The sequence below is a fragment of the Capnocytophaga felis genome (genome assembly GCF_009684755.1).
GTDB classification, from domain to species: domain Bacteria; phylum Bacteroidota; class Bacteroidia; order Flavobacteriales; family Flavobacteriaceae; genus Capnocytophaga; species Capnocytophaga felis.
On sequence record NZ_BLBC01000008.1, the window covers coordinates 94,827 to 115,238 of the forward strand.

Below are 20,412 nucleotides of genomic sequence, written 5' to 3' on the forward strand. Positions count from 1 at the left end.
TCAGAATTAGAGAAAAAATTAAATAAAGTCTCTTGTTAAAAAAGAAGTTAATTTATCTAATTGATAATTTTCAAAAACCGTTAAGGAATTATTTTCTAAAAGGAAGATTTTGTGACAATCTTTCAAAGTTTCTAAAATGTGAGAAGAGATGAAAACAATGTGATTTTCGGATAGCGTTGTTAAAAGTTTTTTAATGGAAAATACTGATTCTAAGTCCAATCCGTTGAAAGGTTCGTCAAAAATGTAGATGTCATATTTTTTTTGGAAAACGGCATTGAAATAGACCTTTTTTCGCATTCCTGTTGATAATTCTTTTATCAGTAGATTTTTATTTACATCAAAAATGGGTTCTTGACTGTGGTTGATTTGAGCGAGTTTACGAAAAAAATTGTAAAATTCCCCTACGGTAAGATGCTCATAAAGAAAGGGTTCTGTAGTGAGAAAAGCAATTTGTTGCGGTAATAGTTTTTTGTTTTTATACAGAATTTCACCCTGAAAATCAGTTAAGTGACTGACGCATTTAAAAAGAGTTGTCTTTCCTGAGCCGTTTTTTCCGACAAATCCATAAAGTCCGTTTTTGGGAATTTGTAATTCGATATTTTGTAAGATAACTTTTGAACTATATTTTTTATCATTAATGTTGATAGTTAGCATATTGTATTTTTTTGAGAGATTGTACAGACTTATAATAAAGTAAAGGAATAGCTACCAAAGGAACTCCGTATAAAATTCCGCTCATTACAGCAAAAAACACTAAACTTTGCATTATTGTGCTTTCAAAAAAAGCGTATTTGGTTAAAATTCCCACCAAAGGAAGTGTGAAAAATATTGGAAAAACCCAAAAGTATGTAAATTCTTGAAATACAATTAAAAAAGTTAGAAAGATAGGAGTAAAAAACATCACGAAGTTTAAGAAGCCAATTTTCAAACTTTTCCATAAGTAATCTTTTCCTAAATAATTTGAAATAGAGATATGAACACTCAATTCACGTTCAAAATAAGGTAATGAGCAGATAAAAGCAGCCAAAATCAATGAAAAAATGCCTAAATTTTGGTTTTCGTAAGCGTATCCGATGTAAATTAAAGCTAAACACAAAGGGAAAAATAATATTAATCTGTACTTTCGGAATGAAATATGCCATTGAGGGTCAAAAATCAGGAAAGGATATTTTGTTTTGCTTGTTTTTTGTGGTAAAAATGTAATAATGGCAATGCAAATCAGATATATTAGAAGATTGCTAAAATCTTTTTTTAACAAGAAAACAAATAAAACCAAGATGTTTTCAATGCAATATTCCGTGAAGAGTATTTTTCTGTGATTCGTATAATTTCTTAGTAACTCAGTATCTTTCCTTCCCAAATGATGAGACGCAGTTCCCCAAAGAAATAAAAATAACAAAAAGAAATAATCCGTATAATGCTGAAAAATACCAAATAAAGAGAATAGAATACCTCCCAAAAGGAGACTTACCGCAAGCAAATCTCCTTTGACGAAAAACTTTCGCAAGTAAATATAAGCCAGATTAAGAGCAATTTGTATCATTCATTTTTCAACGCATTCCAGCCTTTGGCGATAATTTCTACGGCTTCTCCCGAACGAGTAACCAAATATCTGCCTTGTTCTTTGTTTGTGATATATCCGATAACCGAAAGGTTAGGGTTACCTTTGATTTTATCGTAATCTTTTTGAGAGATGGTAAACAACAATTCATAATCCTCGCCACCACTTAAGGCAATAGTTGTGCTATCCAGATTAAATTCTTCACACGTGCTAATTACTTCTGGGTCAAGCGGAATTTTATCCTCAAACAAACGGCATCCCGCTTCAGATTGCTCACAGATATGTAAAATTTCTGATGACAATCCATCGCTAATGTCCATCATTGATGTTGGCAACACACCTAACTTTTTCAGTAAAGGCGGGATATCTTTCCGAGCTTCGGGTTTAAGCTGGCGTTCAATAATATAAGAATACATATCCAAATCAGGTTGGGAATTTGGGTTTACCTGAAACACCGCTTTTTCACGTTCCAAAACCTGTAAACCAAGATAGGCTCCTCCCAAATCTCCTGTAACTACAATAAGGTCATTTTCTTTCGCTCCGTTACGATAAACAATTTCTTCCGTTTCCGCTTCACCAATAGCCGTAACTGAAATGATAAGTCCGCGTGTAGATGAAGTAGTATCGCCTCCCACCAAATCCACTTTGTAAATTTCACACGCAAGCCTGATGCCTTCATAAAGTTCTTCTAAGGCTTCCAATGGAAAACGATTGGATACCGCTATGGAAACCGTAATTTGTGTAGCCTTAGCGTTCATTGCGTAAATATCTGACAAATTTACCATTACAGATTTGTATCCCAAATGTTTTAGTGGAACGTAACTCAAATCAAAGTGAACTCCCTCAATTAGCAAGTCGGTGGAAATTACAGCTTTTTTATTTTTAAAATCAATTACAGCGGCATCGTCTCCAACTCCTTTTAAGGTGGACGGATTTTTGATTTCAAAGCTTTTTGTCAGATGTGAAATTAGCCCGAATTCTCCCAAATCGGATAAAGAAGTACGTTGTTGGTTTTTATTTTCTATCATAAGTTAATCAAAATCAGTTTCGTGTAAATAGAATTCAGGGTCAAAGATAATACAGGAAACTAATTATTTCAAAAATATAATCGTGAAATTCAAAATACAGAAATTCTTCCGGCTCATTTTGTGTTGATAATAAGTGATTTAATTTAAAACCCATTTACATAATTTTCAATTGATTTTAAAAAGATAAAAACAAAATGAAAGGCTTTGAAACGAAGTTTTATAAAAAGATATGTATAGAATTTATTTTTCTGATTATTAGTTTTTTATGTTTGTGTTTAACGATTAAAACTGATTTTAATCAATAAAAAAAGATTAAAAAATTTTTAGATTTACCGATAAAAATATATCTTTGCAGACAGTAGTAATTGCACATAGTTGCAATGTTTTACAGTGAATTAAAAAATCAAACAGAAAATTAAATATAACAGATAAGTAATGTCTCAAAAAGGTAAAGTATCACAAGTAATCGGGCCGGTAGTAGATGTTGTATTTGCTTCCGAGAGCGAACTTCCTCGAATTTACGATTCATTGGAAATTATTAAAGCAGATGGTTCAAAATTAGTATTGGAAGTGCAATCGCACATTGGGGAAGATGTCGTTAGAGCAATCTCAATGGATTCAACCGAAGGATTAAGTCGTGACACAGAAGTAATTGCAACAGGAAATCCTATTCAAATGCCTGTTGGTAAAGATATTTACGGACGCCTATTCAACGTAATTGGTGACGGAATTGACGGATTAGGAAACCTTCCGAAAGATGGTGCAAACGGACTGCCTATCCACCGCGAAGCTCCTAAATTTGAAGAACTTTCTACTTCAACCGAAGTGCTTTTCACCGGAATTAAAGTAATCGACCTTATTGAGCCTTATGCCAAAGGAGGAAAAATCGGGTTGTTTGGTGGTGCCGGAGTAGGAAAAACCGTTTTGATTCAGGAACTTATCAATAATATTGCAAAAGGGCACGGAGGGCTTTCCGTATTCGCTGGTGTAGGAGAACGTACTCGTGAAGGGAATGACCTTTTAAGAGAGATGTTGGAGTCCGGAATCATCAAATATGGTGAGGAATTTATGCACTCTATGGAAAAAGGTGGTTGGGATTTGAGCAAAGTGGACAAACAAGCAATGAAAGAATCAAAAGCTACGTTTGTTTTCGGTCAGATGAATGAACCACCCGGAGCTCGTGCACGTGTGGCACTTTCAGGGCTTACCATTGCCGAGTATTTCCGTGATGGAGCCGGCGACGGGCAGGGGAAAGACGTACTTTTCTTCGTTGATAACATCTTCCGTTTTACACAAGCAGGTTCTGAGGTATCGGCGTTGTTAGGGCGTATGCCTTCAGCGGTGGGTTATCAGCCTACTTTGGCAACTGAAATGGGTGCGATGCAAGAGCGTATTACGTCAACTAAAACAGGTTCAATTACTTCAGTACAAGCGGTTTACGTTCCTGCCGATGACTTAACTGACCCTGCTCCTGCAACTACGTTTGCTCACCTTGATGCCACTACGGTACTTTCTCGTAAAATTGCTGAGTTAGGGATTTATCCTGCGGTTGACCCGTTAGATTCTACATCACGAATCTTAACTCCTGAAATTTTAGGAAAAGAGCATTACGAGTGTGCTCAACGCGTGAAAAAATTGTTGCAACATTATAAAGAGTTGCAAGATATTATCGCCATTTTGGGTATGGAAGAACTTTCGGAAGAAGATAAATTGGCGGTTGCCCGAGCAAGACGCGTACAACGTTTCTTGTCGCAACCATTCCACGTAGCGGAGCAATTTACGGGTATTCCGGGAGTATTGGTAGATATTAAAGATACCATCAAAGGATTTAATATGATTATTGATGGAGAGTTAGACCATTTACCGGAAGCAGCCTTCAACTTAAAAGGAAATATTGAAGATGCCATTGCTGCCGGAGAGAAAATGTTAGCAGAAGCTCAGTAATCTTGAAAAACAAACAAATATGAAAGTAGAAATTGTTACCCCCGAAATGATTCTGTACAAAGGAGAGGTAGAAGCTATATCTGTTCCGGGGATTAACGGGGAGTTTCAAATGTTAGAGAACCACGCTGCAATTATATCCGTTTTAACAAAAGGGTATATAAAATTGTACGGAGACATTCAACCAAAAGAAGACGTGGCTTCTCGTTTCGAGAAAGGCAATAAGAAAAGAGAATTTTTATTAGCTATTAATGGTGGCACTTTGGAATTTAATAATAACAAAGCAACTATATTAGCAGATTAAACAATTGGATTATTACATTTCAAAAACAGCTGTAGATTTGCAGCTGTTTTTGTTTGTAGGATTCTGCTTGGAAATTTGTATTCTATAAAAATAAATGGTAATTTAGCAACTCAATAAATCGAATTAAGAAAATAGTAGAAAAAATGGCTAAAAAAGATAGTAAAGAATTAAGTCCTCAGGAGGCAAAGTTGAATGCCTTGAAATTGACCTTGGAGAAGTTGGATAAAACTTACGGAAAAGGTACTGTAATGCAACTGGGCGATGCAAAAGTAGAAGAAATTGAAACGTTCTCCACAGGTTCAGTAAGTTTGGATATGGCTTTAGGAGTGGGAGGTTACCCCAAAGGACGTGTGATTGAGATTTTTGGACCTGAATCATCAGGTAAAACTACTTTAACATTGCACGCAATTGCTGAGGTTCAAAAAGCAGGCGGAACGGCAGCATTTATTGATGCGGAGCACGCGTTTGACCGTTCTTATGCTCATAAGTTGGGAGTAGATATCAATAATTTGCTGGTTTCTCAACCCGACCACGGAGAGCAAGCATTGGAAATTGCAGATGCCTTAATTCGCTCAAATGCAGTTGATTTGATTGTAATTGACTCAGTAGCTGCTCTTACTCCGAAGAGTGAAATTGAAGGAGATATGGGGGACTCAAAAATGGGAGTTCACGCACGATTGATGTCGCAAGCATTGCGTAAAATAACAGGAAGCATCAATAAAGCAAACTGTATTGTTATTTTTATCAACCAGTTACGAGACAAAATAGGAATAACTTTTGGTAATCCTGAAACTACAACGGGAGGAAATGCTCTGAAATTCTACGCTTCGGTGCGTTTGGATATTCGTAAAGCAGGCGGTGGAACGATTAAGGATTCCAGCGGGGAAATTATCGGAAATCGAACCAAGGTAAAAGTGGTTAAAAATAAAGTGGCTCCTCCGTTTAAATCGGCTGAGTTTGACATAATGTTCGGGGAGGGAATTTCTAAAATTGGAGAAATCATCGATATAGGCGTAGATGCAAATATCATTACCAAAAGCGGTTCGTGGTTCAGCTATGAAGGAACAAAATTAGGTCAAGGACGTGATACCGTAAAGGCGTTACTCAAAGATAATCCCGAGTTGGCAGAGGAGCTGGAAGCAAAAATCAGAGAATACTTGAAGAAAAACGAATCTGAACCCAAACCATCAGGAAAGGGTAAAAAATCAACATCCAAAGCAATTCAGGAAGAGGCTGATGAAGAGCAGTACGATGACGACCAATATGATGATACCGAGGAATAGCCCAATAAAGCTGACTTTTGTGTTATAAATACGAAGGTTGACATTTAAAAAAGGGAAACGGAATCATTTGTAAAATATATAAAAGGGGAAATTATAAAAAATCGGAAAGTAAACTTCCGATTTTTTTATTTGGCTAATTCTCGAATAATGTTTTTATTTGTGCCTTAATTGTTTAACACATAAAACTATTTTAATGATGAAAAGAATTTTAACTTCGGCTTTTATAGCTTTAACCTTGCTTGCTTCTTGTGGGAAAGATAGTGATTCTTCTACAACTGACACACCTGATAATCAGCAAACGCAAAGTGAGCAAAATAGCATCGAGCAGTTAGTTGGCGAGTGGAGATTAAAATCTGAAACAGAAAATGGCAAAAATTCACTCAATAACTGCAATAAATTAGATACTTACGTATTCAAATTAGACAATACTTACACAAAAGTACATTATTCTGTTGATGGAGAAGATTGTAGGAAAGAAGATGGATATGGAACTTTTTCTTTCAAAGGAAATCAACTCACATTTGTTAACGGAAAAACAGGAACTGAAGAAACAGGAAATTTTATCATTAAGGGAAATACTTTGACGCTGTCTGCTGGAGACTATATAGCTGTTTATGAAAAGGTTTTGAACCCTCTTATTGGGAAGTGGAAACTGAAAGATGATGTTATTAATGGCAAAAAAACACAATTTCAAAAGTGTGAGAAAGAGTTTTTTATGACCATTGAAGAAAAAACAATTACAGATAATTATTTCAAATCACAGGGAGACGATTGTATAGAAGACCTTAACAAAAAGGAGGTAAAAAACTATACATCTACGGAAACTACAATCACCATAGGAGATTATAAAATAAATTATTCGATAAAAGATAACATATTAACATTCCAAACTCCTGACAAAAGAAGAACAACAACCTATACCAGACAATAACTTCGTAAAAATCAGAGATTTATTTTTCTGCCTTTTTATTTGGCTAATTCTCAAAATAATGTTTTTATTTGTGCCTTAATTGTTTAACACATAAAACTATTTTAACAATGAAAAGAATTTTAACTTCGGCTTTTATAGCTTTAACGTTGCTTGTTTTTTGTGGGAAAGATGATAAAAACTTAGATGAAACTAACAGTCTGTTAATTGGAGTTTGGCACATTCAAACTAAGGTTGTAAATGGCTCTTTACAAAATCTCTCTGACTGTGAAAAGAAAGAAACATTGGTTTTTACTGATAAAACCATCAATCGAATTGAATCAGAAATGAAGAACGGCGTTTGCATACCTTTAGGGGACGACATTGCCAAATATACCATTTCAGATAATAAAATCATTGAGATTAGTGAAGGGGAAAAAGAAGAATTTAACTTTACAATAACTAATAACACCCTTACAATGACCTTAGTGGAGCAAGATGATAATATGACAATTACTACGGTTACGACGTATAAGAAAAGTTAGTTAAAAACAATAAACTCTGAAAATGAATCCTCATCAATATGTATTATTGTTGGGGATTTTTTGTTTGTTATAAAAACGAAATCTTGTTTTTCGAATTCTCAAAATTTCACTACTTTTGCAATCGTAAAACAAATCTCTAAAAATGTACAGAACACATACTTGCGGCGAGCTTCGCCTGACGGACGTAAATAAAGAAATCACCCTCAGTGGCTGGGTACAGCGTACTCGAAATAAAGGCTTTATGATTTGGGCAGACATACGCGACCGTTACGGAATCACGCAGCTAATATTTGACGAACAACGCACTGACAAAAAGGTTTTTCAGCAGGCTGAAGCCCTATCACGGGAAGACGTCATTCAGGTAAAGGGAAAGGTTATCGAACGCGAGTCCAAAAATAAAAATATTCCCACAGGTGAAGTGGAAATTTTGGTTACCGAACTTTCTGTTCTTAACAAATCGGAGTTACCGCCCTTCACCATTGAAGACAATACCGATGGCGGAGAAGACATCCGTATGAAATACAGATATTTGGACATTCGCCGAACTCCCGTTCGCAATAATTTGATTTTCCGGCACGAAGTAGCGATGCAAGTTCGTAACTATCTTTCTGCCAAAGGCTTTATTGAGGTGGAAACTCCCGTGCTTATCAAATCAACGCCCGAAGGAGCGCGCGATTTTGTGGTGCCGTCACGTATGAACGAAGGAGAATTTTACGCACTTCCGCAGTCGCCACAAACGTTCAAGCAACTTTTGATGGTAGGCGGGCTGGATAAATATTTCCAGATTGTAAAATGCTTCCGCGATGAGGATTTACGTGCCGACAGACAGCCGGAATTCACTCAAATCGACTGTGAAATGTCCTTCGTGGAGCAAGAAGACATCATCAATACCTTTGAAGGACTTACAAAACACCTGTTGAAGGAAGTAAAAGGCGTTTCGGTAGAAAAATTCCCACGAATGACCTACGCCGAAGCGATGAAAACCTACGGAAACGACAAACCGGATATCCGTTTCGGGATGAAATTCGGTGAACTCAACGATATTACACAACATAAAGACTTCAAAGTATTTAACGAAGCGGAATTGGTGGTCGGGATTGCCGTTCCGGGGGCTAACAGCTACACACGCAAGGAGATTGACGCCTTGATAGAGTGGGTAAAACGCCCGCAAGTGGGAGCATCAGGAATGGTGTATGTGAAATGCAACGAAGATGGCAGTTTCAAATCGTCCATAGATAAATTCTATACGGAAGAAGACCTTAAAAAATGGGCGGAACGCACCGAAGCCAAGGCGGGCGACCTGATTTGTATCCTCTCCGGAAAAGCCGACAAGGTGCGTGGGCAACTTTCTGCCTTGCGTATGGAACTTGCCGAACGTTTGGGACTTCGCAAAGCGGACGAATTTGCTCCGTTATGGGTGGTGGACTTCCCATTATTGGAGTTCAATGAAGAAGAGAACCGATTTTTTGCAATGCACCATCCGTTTACGTCTCCAAAACCTGAAGATATTCCGCTGCTTGACACCAATCCGGGGGCAGTACGGGCAAATGCGTACGATTTGGTGCTGAACGGAAACGAAATAGGGGGAGGTTCTATCCGAATTTTTGATAAAGAACTTCAAGCCAAAATGTTTGAGTTATTGGGCTTCACGCCTGAGCAAGCAGAGGCACAATTTGGCTTCTTGATGAACGCCTTTAAATACGGGGCACCGCCACACGGAGGCTTGGCTTTCGGTTTTGACAGATTGGTAGCCATTTTGGGAGGACAAGAAACTATCCGTGATTTTATAGCCTTCCCGAAAAACAACTCCGGACGCGATGTGATGATTGATGCACCCTCGCCAATTGACCCGACACAGCTTGATGAATTGCATATCAGGCTGAAATAACAAAGAAAAGATTTTGGCTATTTTATAGCCAAGCTTTCATAGCGTAATGCTATACTCATATGATTTAGGTTGTTGCTGTCGTAGGGATACGACAGCAACTTTTATTTTTACGATAAGGCAAAATAGGCAATAGTACACGATTTTCGATATGTAAAATTACAATTTTGATTACAAAAAAGTCTCCGGAGAATTTTTGTATTGTGATGATAGTACTATTTCTGTGATTTTCAAAAAGATTTCAGCTTGTTGTAGTGCTATTTTTTGATTTATAAAAAAGTATTAAATATGTCGTAGTGGTATTTTGGGTTGAAATAATTTTGATTTACGTTAGCGTAGTAGTATTTTATTAATAGATAAAAATATTTTAATCTGTCGTAGTGGTATTTTGGGTTGAAATAGTTTTGATTTATGTTATCGTATAGGTATTTTATTAAGTTATAAAAATATTTTAGTCTGTCGTAGTGGTATTTTGAATTGAAATAGTTTTGATTTACGTTATTGTAGAGGTATTTTTATTATAAAAAATCTGAAATGAAGGAAGATAGAAACTTATTGTTGTTTATATTACTTTTTTAGATTTTTTCTTAAATATTTTATAAATAGTTTTCTTTCTGAAATATATTTTCATACATTTGTGGAGTAGATATTTCAATTTGAGAATTGAAAGCGTATAGTTATAGCATCTATTTTAATATTCTAATGTTTAAAAATAAAATTATGGAAAAGATAAACTTACAAAAATTGGAAGTATCGCGTTTACAAAATGCGGAGTTCGGGCAATTATTGACCCGATTGTTTGAAGATATTACCAAATCAGGGATTAATTTATCCGAAGATGAGGCAGTAAAAAGAGTTCTGGAAGATTTGAAAGACCGTTTGAATACGTACGACAAAGCGTTAGAGCAAACCTACTATAATGAGGAGTCTAAAAATTTGGCTCAGCTGGATAAAGTACGTGATGATGATATGAAAGCCTTGCGGGCAAGTATCAAACCCTACCGAGCGGCGAAGACAGAAGCCCAGAAAAATGCGTATCACAACCTGTCGATGTTATTGGCAAACTACAAAGGTATTGAAACGCAAGCGTATGAGATACAAACCAAGCGTCTGGCAACATTATTATCTTTATTGAAGTCTGAAAAATATGCTAATGATGTTTCTGTATTAAAAATTTCATCCTTTGTTGAAGAGTTGGAAAAATCAAGTGCGGAATTTGATACCGTTTTTGCAAATCGCTCACATAAAAACCTTGAAAAAACAACTTATAATATTAAGGAATTAAGAAAAGAGATGTCAGATAACTACCGCAAGGTTTGTAATTATATTTTTACATCGGCAGAAATACGCAAATCAGATTTCCATATAAAAGCATTGGATGTAATTAACAACAGCAGAAAGTATTTTTCAGATGTATTATCACGAAGAAATGCCCCACGTAAAGGTAATGAAAACAGCGGAATGAGAAAAATGGAATCGTGATGAGTAAATGATGTTGATATGAATCTAACAATGTAGTATTTTACCTTTAAAATATACTTAAAGTTGTAATGTAATTGAATTTTTTCATTGATGAGAAAAGGGTTGTCTCTGTTTTAGGGACAACCTTTTTTGTAAAAAGATGAATTCTTTACAACCTTAGTATTATTTTTTTCGTTTATAATTGCAAAGAGCCTTTCAAAAGGGCAAAATAAGTTTATAAAGAAATGAAATAAGAAAGAAAGCAAATAGAATTACTTAGCAGGAATGTCAAAAAGTATAAAAATAAAAACAGATAAGAAGTATCTCATTGAAAGAGCCAAGCAAAACGACCGTTTAGCACAAAAGGAGCTTTATGAAGCGTATGCGTCATCTCTGTTAAGCGTGTGCCGTTTGTACATCAATGATTTGCATTTTGCTGAAGATGTTCTGTTAAAAGCTTTCTTCAAGATTTTCACACATTTGAAGGATTACAAAGAACAAGAGCATCTGTATGCTTGGATGCGACGCATCACGGTAAATGAATGCATTGATTTTTTGAGAAGCAAAACCCAAAAGGTAGTTTATTCGGACTGGGAAAATTCCTACGATGACACAGAAGAAATATCCAGCGAGCAATTATTTGAGCAAGAATACTTGCAGGCATTTATCGACGAACTACCATCGGGTTGCAAAATGGTCTTCAACTTATACGTATTTGAAGATTATAGCCATAAGGAAATTGCAGAAGAATTAGGTATCTCGGAAGGGACATCCAAATCGCAATTGGCATACAGCAAGAAGTTATTGAAAGAAAAACTCACCAACAAAAAATATAATTATGCAAAATGATTGGAAAAATAATATAAAAGATACATTTGAAAATAGAGAGATTGAGGCTACGCCGGAGTTATGGAATCAGTTGGAATCCCAATTGGATAACCATTATACAAGAAACAAAAATCGGAAACAGTCGCACTATATTGTTTTATCAGTAGCAGCATCTTTTTTAACAACAATAATACTGTACAATCAACATTTCTTTAATCAGAAAAACCCAACAGAGGGGTATGTAATCGTGAAAAATAATCCAGAATCCCTGAAAAGGAATCCCGCTGAGGATTTTCAATTAAAAAATATTCAGGAAAAGATTTCCGGAACAGATACTGCAAATGTAATCGCTTTGAAAAAGAGTTACATCAATAATAACAGATATATAATTAAGGAAAAAGAGTCTTCCAATCAGAATACATTAAAAGAAATGCCAGAAGATGAGATTATTTCAGATTCGCAAAAATATGTAGATGAGGTGCTGGGTGATTTTTCTTCCGATAAAATATTACTGGCACTTCAAGAAGATGTCCTTTTTGAACAGCGTGTTGATAGTATCTTTCAAGCAATGTACTTCACCAATATCAATCCTGATGAATTGTTACTGGTTGCATCGTCAGAAGCCAAGTTGAATGAATATATAGAGGAGAATTTGGATACCGAAAAAATACTTTCAGATATTGAGAAGTCTGATTTCAAGTACAGAGCCCGTTTGTTTTTTGACAGAGTGAATGATGAATATGACAAATTGAGAATAGCATTTCATCAGATGAAAAAGAATAACTAATTTTTAAATATACAATTTATGAGAATATTAAAGGGAATTTTATTTGTGTTCCTGCTTTTTCCGGGAACGATTGTAGGGCAAAATGATTACGATAAACAAATTCGGGAATCGAAAGAAAGGATAGATTCCATTATCAAAAAGGAAAGAAAATTACTTACCGAGAAGATAATAGTAATCGACAGAATGGCTAAAGATAAGGAAATATCCGAATATACCGCTAACCGAATGAAAAAAGACCTTTCGTTGCAAACAAAAGATAGTATTCAAAATAAAATCAAGAAAGAAAGGAATAAAATTATAGTCCTATTAAAAGAAAAGAGGGAAATGCAGAAGAAAATTATGGAGGAAAAACTCTCAAAACAGGATTCTATCCAAAAATACAGAGAGATTCATGTTGAAAAAGAGCTTGAAAAGGCGATGCAAAAGCTAGATTCATTATTTTCTACCAATTCGGAATCATCAGATGATGCAATATTAGAAAATGAGAACCTAACCTATAAGGATACTACCAATATTGGAGTACAGGATATAAATATTTTGGGGTTGGTAAGGATAACCAAGAATAAAAGTTGTAAAAAAAGTATGGAAATTAATATTTTTCCAATTCCCAGAAGGTCAAAACGTACCATTTCAGGCTCGCACATAGCTTTAGGATTTCATACACTGAACAGTGCAGCGAATTTCGGGAGTGATAAATTCAAAGTTTGGGGGTCAAAATCCATCGAAGTAGGTATAGGCAGAAGTACAAGAATATTCAAAAACAGTGAATTGTTTCGTATCAACTATGGCTACGCATTTATGGTTAATAAACTAAAAATGAAAGGCAATGATTACTTTGTAGATAACAAAGGAGTTACTTCAATAGAGCCGTATCCTTTCGAGGCTTATAAGTCTAAATTTCGGGCGACGTATTTGACAATCCCGATTAGCATAGAATTAAACTTGGGAGGTTATTATGATTATAGAGGAAGAGATTATAACAGAGGATTCAGATTAGGAGTGGGAGGATACGTAGGCGGATTATTAGTAAGCAAGCAAAAAATAAAGTATTATAACCAAAACGGAAACAGAAGCAAAGATGTAAGTCACAATAAATTAAATACTAATGATTGGGTGTACGGGTTATCAGCTCACATTGGTTACAGAAATACTGTTTTCTATACAAAATACAGCCTTGTTCCTCTCTTTAGGAATAGCCCGATGAAAGAATATCCGCTTTCTTTCGGTGTGCGTTGGGGATTGTAGAAAAATTGTGTTTTCAGATTATATAATTTATGTCAGAAGAGGAATAAATGTTCCTCTTCTTTTTTGTTTTCAGAAATTGTCAAGCTAACGGAAAAGATTTATTTTTGTAACTGAAAATGAATGAATCAAAAAAGTAAGTAGAAAATACAAATGAGAGTAGTAATACAACGTGTATCAGAGGCTTCGGTAGTTATTGAAAACAAAATAACGTCAAAAATTAACAAAGGATTATTGATTTTGGTTGGCATAGAGGAAGCTGACACTGAAGAAGATATTAAATGGCTTTCGGCAAAGATAGCCAACCTCCGCATCTTTGATGATGAAAATGGTATAATGAATTTATCTGTTAAAGATATTGATGGTGAAGTTATTGTAGTTTCGCAATTTACCTTGCACGCTGCTACTAAAAAAGGAAACAGACCAAGTTATATCAAAGCAGCCAAGCCTGATATTTCCGTACCCTTGTATGAGGAGTTCGTTAGGCAGTTACAAAATGATTTGGGCAAAGAAATAGGCACGGGAGAGTTCGGGGCAGATATGAAAGTGAATTTGTGCAACGATGGTCCCGTAACAATTATCATAGATACCAAAAATAAAGAATGAAATTTTTAGACATACATTCGCACAAGCAGAAATCTTCCCACGATACCATCGTTATAAAAAATGAATATCCGCTTACAGCCCAAACTGGTGATTTGTTCTCTGTCGGGATTCATCCTTGGTATCTGGAAGATTGGCAAAAACAATGGGACGCTCTTGTAAGGGTTGCCAAACATCCTAATTGTGTTGCTATTGGCGAATGTGGCTTGGATAAAAACGTCTCGGAAAGTTTGGAATTGCAAGAAAGCATCTTTGAAAAGCATATACAATTATCAGAGACGCTGAAAAAGCCTCTTATTATCCATTGTGTGAAAGCATACAGCGAATTGATAGCCTTGAAAAAGAAGTTTCAACCGCATCAAATCTGGATTTTGCACGGGTTTAATAAAAACCAGTCTGTGGCAGATATGCTTTTGCAAAAAGGAATATATCTTTCTTTCGGGAAAGCGTTACTTACAAACGAGAAATTGCAAAATATATTTAAGGCAATTCCTCAAGGAAGCTATTTTTTTGAGACGGACGATTCGGATATTAATATTTCTGAAATATATAAAAAAGCACAAGAGTTGAAAGGAGAGATTAAAATTTTTTCTGAAAAAATATTTACGCAATAGTTTGATAATCAGAAGTTTTTTATTTTTTTCTGAAAAAAATACACAAAACAACAATATTTATTTTGTTAGTTTGAAAAAAGTTTCTATATTTGCACTCGCAAAGCAGAACAACTGGTACCTTAGCTCAGTTGGTAGAGCAAAGGACTGAAAATCCTTGTGTCCCTGGTTCGATTCCTGGAGGTACCACGAGATCTTCTTCATAGAGGAAATTTTTCATATTTTTAAGGATTAGGAATTGCAAAAACCACAGTGAAAGCTGTGGTTTTTGTTTTTTTATTCAATGGTTAAATTTATTTCATTATTCTTCTTGCTGAAAAAGATATTAATTCGTACTTTTACCTCTTGAAAAATTGTAAAAAAGATAGTTAATAATAGCAATAACATTTTAAATTATGCCAACAAAAAAACTAACATTAAACCCTGATTATGTTTTTGAAACAAGTTGGGAAGTGTGTAATAAAGTAGGAGGGATTCATACCGTTATTTCAACCAAAGCGTTGAGTATCAAAAAGAAATTCAAAAATAAATATATTCTCATTGGTCCGGATGTTTGGCAACATACTGAAAACAAGGAGTTTGTTGAGAATAAAGAATTGTTCAAATCGTGGAAAATAAAAGCGGAAAGTGAAGGTTTGCGTGTTCGTGTGGGAAATTGGAACATTCCGGGCAACCCGATAGTAATTTTGGTTGATTTTACACGATACATCAGCAACAAAAATGAAATTTTACGTTATTATTGGGATACTTACAAGTTAGATTCACTCAATAGCTCGTGGGATTACATCGAATCGGTGCTTTTCGGATACGCTTCAGCAAAGGTTATAGAAAGTTTTGTGAAATTCAACACTGCTTCACGTGAGAATGTTCTTTGTCATTTCCACGAGTGGATGACAGGAAGCGGAGTGCTTTATATTGAAGACAAAATGCCAAAAATAGGCTCTGTTTTCACCACACACGCAACGGTAGTTGGTCGTTCAATTGCAGGAAATGGGTATCCACTTTATGACAATATGAAAGGTTATAACCCTGAAGAAATGGCATACCGATTTGGCGTTCAACATAAGCATTTCTTAGAGAAAATTGCTGCAAAAACCGCTGATACATTTACTACCGTTAGCGAGCTTACAGCCAATGAAGCATTACATTTCTTAGGACGAAAAACAGATATCATTACTCCGAACGGGTTTGAAGATTCTATCGTTCCGACAAAAGCCTTTGATGAAAAACGTAAAGAGGCTAAAAAACAGCTCCATAAGGTAGCACAAGCACTCGTGGGGTATTCCATAAACGAGAATACAAAAATTATAGCAATTAGCGGAAGATATGAGTTCCGCAATAAAGGAATTGACGCTTTTATCGATTCGTTAGGAGCATTAAACCGAAATGCAAAGAATAAGAAAGAATTACTTGCTTTCGTTTTGATTCCTACAGCTCACGAGGCTGTAAATCAAGGGTTGTTACATAATTTGGAAAATCCGCAACAGGCGAAAGAAAATGAACAAAAACATCTTACGCATTATTTGTCAGACACTTACAATGATCAAATTTTGCGAAGAATTCAAGAACAACAGCTTTTCAATCGTAAAGAAGACAAGGTAAAAGTTATTTTCTGTCCAAGTTATTTGAACGGAAATGACGGTGTGTTCAATTTGTCTTATTACGATTTGCTTATCGGGATAGATGGAACTGTTTTCCCTTCATATTACGAGCCTTGGGGCTATACGCCTTTGGAAAGTTTGGCTTTCAAAGTACCCACTGTAACTACATCATTATCAGGGTTTGGTAAATGGGTAGAACAATATTATCCTGAAAAACAGAATGCCATTGAAGTTATTTCACGTAATGACGGAAATTATGGAGATGTAGTAGCAGAAATTACTAAAAACATCATTTCGCTTTTGCAAATGAAAGACGAAGATTTTGAAACTTTGCGTGAAACGGCTAAAAAAGTTTCGGAAATAGCATTATGGAAAAATCTAAGTCAGCATTATTTAAAAAGCTACGAACTTACACTGACAAACATTGAAGACAGAATTATTAATTTACCAAACATTGATACAGAAAGTTCGTCCGCTTTAGAGAAAAGTAAAATGGTTAATACTCCTGTGTGGCGTAACATTATTATTCACAGAGCTATACCAAAAGCATTGCAACCACTTGAAGAACTTGCTAAAAACTTATGGTGGTGCTGGAATAATGAAGCTTCGGAATTATTCTATAATATTGACCCGGTGAAGTGGCTTGATTCACGCAAAAATCCGATTGCATTACTTGACACAATTCCGCTTTCTCGATACAAAGAGTTAGAAAACGATGCTGCTTTTATGAAAAAATTGTCAAAAGTGTATGATGATTTTCAGCATTATATGGCAAAAAAGGTAGAAATGCAAAGTCCTTCTGTGGCTTATTTTAGTATGGAGTATGGATTGCATTCTTCATTAAAAATTTACTCAGGCGGATTGGGAATTCTGGCAGGAGATTACTTGAAAGAAGCCAGTGACAAAGCTACAAAAATAACGGGTGTTGGTTTGTTGTATCGTTACGGATATTTCACACAAAAATTATCTTCTGCAGGAAATCAAGAGGCTGATTATGAAGCACAAGACTTTTCTAAAATTCCCGTAACTCCTGTAACTGAGCCTAACGGAAAATGGCTAATCGTGTCAGTTGATTTGCCTCAACGAACGCTCTATGCACGGGTTTGGCGTGTTGATGTAGGTAGAATTGAATTGTATTTATTAGATACTGATTTTGAAGATAATAGAGAAGACGACCGATTTGTAACGCATCATTTGTACGGTGGCGATTGGGAAAATCGTTTGAAACAAGAAATGCTTTTAGGTTTAGGAGGAATCAAAATGTTGCGTAAACTGGGCATTGATGCTGAAGTGTATCATTGCAATGAAGGACACGCGGCGTTTATTGGTTTAGAGCGACTTAGAGAATACATCCAAAATGATAATTTGTCATTCTCCGAGGCGATGGAAGTAGTGCGTGCATCATCATTATTTACAACTCACACGCCGGTTCCTGCAGGACACGATTTCTTTGAAGAAGGAATGTTACGTGCTTATATTGAGAACTATACAGAAAAACTACACGTGAATTGGGAACAAATTTTGGCTTTGGGTAAAGTGGATTTATATAACCCAAGAGAAAAATTCTCGATGAGTAATTTGGCTGCAAATCTTTCTCAGGAAGTAAACGGAGTGAGTTGGTTACACGGAGAAGTCAGCCGAGATATTTTCAAATATTTGTGGCCTGGATATATGCCTGAGGAATTGCATATCAGTTATGTAACCAACGGTGTACATAAACCAACGTGGACGGCAGGTTTGTGGAAAGAAATTGAAAATGAAGTTTTTGGAGAAGATTTCAAAACACATACTTATGACCCGAAAAGCTTTGAGGGAATCTATAAGGTTTCCGATAAACGCATTTGGGAAGTAAAAACCGAATTGCGTGCCAAACTTCTAAGACGTGTGGAACAGAAATTACGTTTAGAAAAAAACACGCCGTATTTCTCTCCAAAACAGCTAATTGAAATCAAAGAGAACTTACGTAAGGATATTCTGACAATTGGTTTTGCTCGTCGTTTTGCAACTTACAAGCGAGCACATTTGCTATTTACAAATGTTGACCGATTAGATAAAATTGTGAATAATCCGGAGCGTCCCGTACAGTTTATTTTTGCCGGAAAAGCTCATCCGGCCGATAAAGCGGGGCAAGATTTGATAAAACACATCGTTGAAATATCTAAATTGCCACAATTCTTAGGGAAAATTCTTTTCATCCCGAATTATGATATGGAATTGGCTCGTCATATGGTTCAAGGTGTCGATGTATGGATGAATACGCCTACACGTCCGCAAGAGGCTTCAGGAACCAGTGGTGAAAAGGCTGCAATGAATGGTGTGATGCACTTCAGCGTACTCGACGGATGGTGGGTAGAAGGTTACCGCGAAGATGCCGGATGGGCGTTGCCAATGGAGCGAGCTTACGAAAATCAAGAGTATCAAAATGAAATGGATGCCGAAACGATTTACAATATCATTGAAGATGAAATAGCTCCAGCCTTCTATGAAAAAGATAGAGACGGAATTTCGCAAAGATGGTGTTCCTTTATTAAAAATACAATCGCCAAAGTAGCTGTAAACTTTACAACTACAAGAATGCTAACGGATTACGAAAATCAGTATTATTATCCGATGAGTGAACGTGCAGCAAGTTTGAAAAAAGATAATTACGCAACGGCGATAGAGATTTCTGCTTGGAAACGTAAAGTAAGTCAAGAGTGGGACAATATCAAAGTGGTTGAAGTAATTACACCGAATAAAAACAAACAAATTATTTCGATTGGTAAAAATTATAGAGGAGAAATCACTTTGGATATCGGAGAGTTGAAAGTCAGCGATATTGGTGTGGAATTGGTTATTGCCAAGGAAGATAAGGACGGACGTATAAAAGTAGTAGATAAGAAAGAATTTACCGCTGTTTCGCAAGAAGGAAATAAAGGTGTTTATGTACTTGAAGTAGTTACGGATTATCCCGGTTCGTTACAATTAGCAGTACGAATTTTCCCTAAAAATGACTTACTTCCTCACCGTCAGGATTTTGCTTTGGTTAAATGGTTGTAAAAGATTTGTTTCTTTAATATAATAAAAGGCGTTAGAATTTTTCTAACGCCTTTTGCTATTTATCATTTTGAGATTTTATAATTCAAAAACAATTTCCTCCAAAGGTAAACGAGATTTCGGATTTTTACTGGGTTGGTTGCTGTCATTTGGGTCACGATAACCGATTGCCACAGCAAAAAGTGTTTTATAACCATCTTGCTTCAAGATTTCATCGTATTTCTCTAATTGAATTCCTTCCATCGGAGTGCTGTCAATATCCATTGACGCACAAGCACTTAAAAAGTAACCCAACGAAATATACACTTGCCGATGTAACCATTTCTTTATGGCTTCTTCACCTTTAGGTTTTACATTTTGAAAATAATAATTGATTTGTCCTTCAAGTAAATACTTCCGGATTTGACTCTCAAATTTTTCAAGATTATCGAATCCTAAAAAAACAACCAAATGGCTTGCATTGTTGATTTTTGGTTCGTTAAAGAAAGAGAACTTCGCTAATTCTTGTTTTTTCTTCTCATCAGATACAAAAATGAATCGCCAAGGCTGTGAATTTATTGAAGATGGTGCTAAGCGTAAAATTTCTTTCAAACTTTCTATCTTTTCTTCAGAAATTTTTTTGCCTTGATAAACCTTTGTTGTGTATCTATTTTTTGCTAAATCTAAAAAATTCATAATTATTTGATTTGTATATTTATTTTGTATGAAGCTACAAAGGTAGCATTTATTTTTGTGATTGCAGATAAAAAAAGATAAACAGTAGGAAGAGTGTATATCTACTGTTTATCT

17 protein-coding genes and 1 tRNA gene are annotated in these 20,412 nt (G+C 35.6%); 14 read left to right on the top strand and 4 right to left on the bottom strand.

Going from position 1 to position 20,412, the window contains the following annotated elements:
* Window positions 1–18 precede the first annotated feature (18 nt).
* From GN105_RS07300 to thiL, 3 genes are read right to left on the bottom strand one after another with little or no spacing between them, the layout of a single operon-like run.
* Window positions 19–654, bottom strand: a complete 636-nt coding sequence (locus tag GN105_RS07300) for an ATP-binding cassette domain-containing protein (protein ID WP_155284753.1) — start codon at window positions 652–654, stop codon at window positions 19–21.
* Entirely contained in the window at window positions 635–1,543 is a 909-nt protein-coding gene (locus GN105_RS07305; RefSeq protein ID WP_155284754.1) for an ABC transporter permease, read from the bottom strand. The genes GN105_RS07300 and GN105_RS07305 overlap by 20 nt, the downstream gene beginning before the upstream one ends.
* Window positions 1,540–2,589, bottom strand: a complete 1,050-nt coding sequence (thiL, locus tag GN105_RS07310; RefSeq protein ID WP_155284755.1) for a thiamine-phosphate kinase — start codon at window positions 2,587–2,589, stop codon at window positions 1,540–1,542. The genes GN105_RS07305 and thiL overlap by 4 nt, the downstream gene beginning before the upstream one ends.
* A 435-nt stretch (window positions 2,590–3,024) precedes the next feature.
* On the opposite strand from thiL, the gene atpD reads away from it, so the two are divergent.
* The 14 genes from atpD (at window position 3,025) to glgP (ending at window position 19,626) form a co-directional block, all read left to right on the top strand.
* Window positions 3,025–4,533, top strand: coding sequence for a F0F1 ATP synthase subunit beta (gene atpD, locus GN105_RS07315; protein ID WP_095896079.1), 1,509 nt, complete (start codon window positions 3,025–3,027; stop codon window positions 4,531–4,533).
* Window positions 4,534–4,552: 19 nt separating this feature from the next.
* Complete coding sequence (locus tag GN105_RS07320; RefSeq protein ID WP_155284756.1) at window positions 4,553–4,834, top strand: hypothetical protein; 282 nt, start codon at window positions 4,553–4,555, stop codon at window positions 4,832–4,834.
* Window positions 4,835–4,977: 143 nt separating this feature from the next.
* A complete protein-coding gene (recA, locus tag GN105_RS07325) occupies window positions 4,978–6,117 on the top strand; it encodes a recombinase RecA (RefSeq protein WP_155284757.1) in 1,140 nt (379 codons plus the stop codon).
* A gap of 193 nt (window positions 6,118–6,310) precedes the next feature.
* Window positions 6,311–7,048 (top strand): lipocalin-like domain-containing protein, encoded by a 738-nt coding sequence (locus GN105_RS07330; RefSeq protein ID WP_155284758.1) that lies wholly within the window; start codon window positions 6,311–6,313, stop codon window positions 7,046–7,048.
* Window positions 7,049–7,155: 107 nt separating this feature from the next.
* Window positions 7,156–7,569 (top strand): lipocalin-like domain-containing protein, encoded by a 414-nt coding sequence (locus tag GN105_RS07335; RefSeq protein WP_155284759.1) that lies wholly within the window; start codon window positions 7,156–7,158, stop codon window positions 7,567–7,569.
* Window positions 7,570–7,711: 142 nt separating this feature from the next.
* Window positions 7,712–9,457 (top strand): aspartate--tRNA ligase, encoded by a 1,746-nt coding sequence (aspS, locus tag GN105_RS07340; RefSeq protein ID WP_155284760.1) that lies wholly within the window; start codon window positions 7,712–7,714, stop codon window positions 9,455–9,457.
* Window positions 9,458–10,174: 717 nt separating this feature from the next.
* On the top strand, window positions 10,175–10,936 hold the full coding sequence (locus tag GN105_RS07345) for a DUF6261 family protein (protein ID WP_155284761.1): 762 nt from the start codon (window positions 10,175–10,177) through the stop codon (window positions 10,934–10,936).
* A 264-nt stretch (window positions 10,937–11,200) separates the two neighbouring features.
* Complete coding sequence (locus GN105_RS07350; protein ID WP_373279396.1) at window positions 11,201–11,764, top strand: RNA polymerase sigma factor; 564 nt, start codon at window positions 11,201–11,203, stop codon at window positions 11,762–11,764.
* Window positions 11,754–12,530, top strand: a complete 777-nt coding sequence (locus tag GN105_RS07355) for a hypothetical protein (protein WP_155284762.1) — start codon at window positions 11,754–11,756, stop codon at window positions 12,528–12,530. Before GN105_RS07350 ends, GN105_RS07355 begins: the two co-directional genes overlap by 11 nt.
* An 18-nt stretch (window positions 12,531–12,548) precedes the next feature.
* A complete protein-coding gene (locus tag GN105_RS07360) occupies window positions 12,549–13,775 on the top strand; it encodes an outer membrane beta-barrel protein (RefSeq protein ID WP_155284763.1) in 1,227 nt (408 codons plus the stop codon).
* Window positions 13,776–13,925: 150 nt separating this feature from the next.
* Complete coding sequence (gene dtd, locus GN105_RS07365; RefSeq protein ID WP_155284764.1) at window positions 13,926–14,378, top strand: D-aminoacyl-tRNA deacylase; 453 nt, start codon at window positions 13,926–13,928, stop codon at window positions 14,376–14,378.
* Window positions 14,375–14,989: a TatD family hydrolase gene (locus GN105_RS07370; protein WP_155284765.1), complete on the top strand. Its 615-nt coding sequence runs from the start codon at window positions 14,375–14,377 to the stop codon at window positions 14,987–14,989. Before dtd ends, GN105_RS07370 begins: the two co-directional genes overlap by 4 nt.
* A 113-nt stretch (window positions 14,990–15,102) precedes the next feature.
* Window positions 15,103–15,175 (top strand) — tRNA-Phe (locus GN105_RS07375).
* Between the two features lie 203 nt (window positions 15,176–15,378).
* A complete protein-coding gene (gene glgP / locus GN105_RS07380; RefSeq protein WP_155284766.1) occupies window positions 15,379–19,626 on the top strand; it encodes an alpha-glucan family phosphorylase in 4,248 nt (1,415 codons plus the stop codon).
* Between the two features lie 75 nt (window positions 19,627–19,701).
* Here glgP and GN105_RS07385 read toward each other — a convergent pair whose 3' ends face one another.
* The gene (locus tag GN105_RS07385; protein ID WP_155284767.1) at window positions 19,702–20,298 is read right to left on the bottom strand and encodes an NAD(P)H-dependent oxidoreductase; all 597 of its coding nucleotides are present in this window, start codon (window positions 20,296–20,298) and stop codon (window positions 19,702–19,704) included.
* Window positions 20,299–20,412 lie beyond the last annotated feature (114 nt).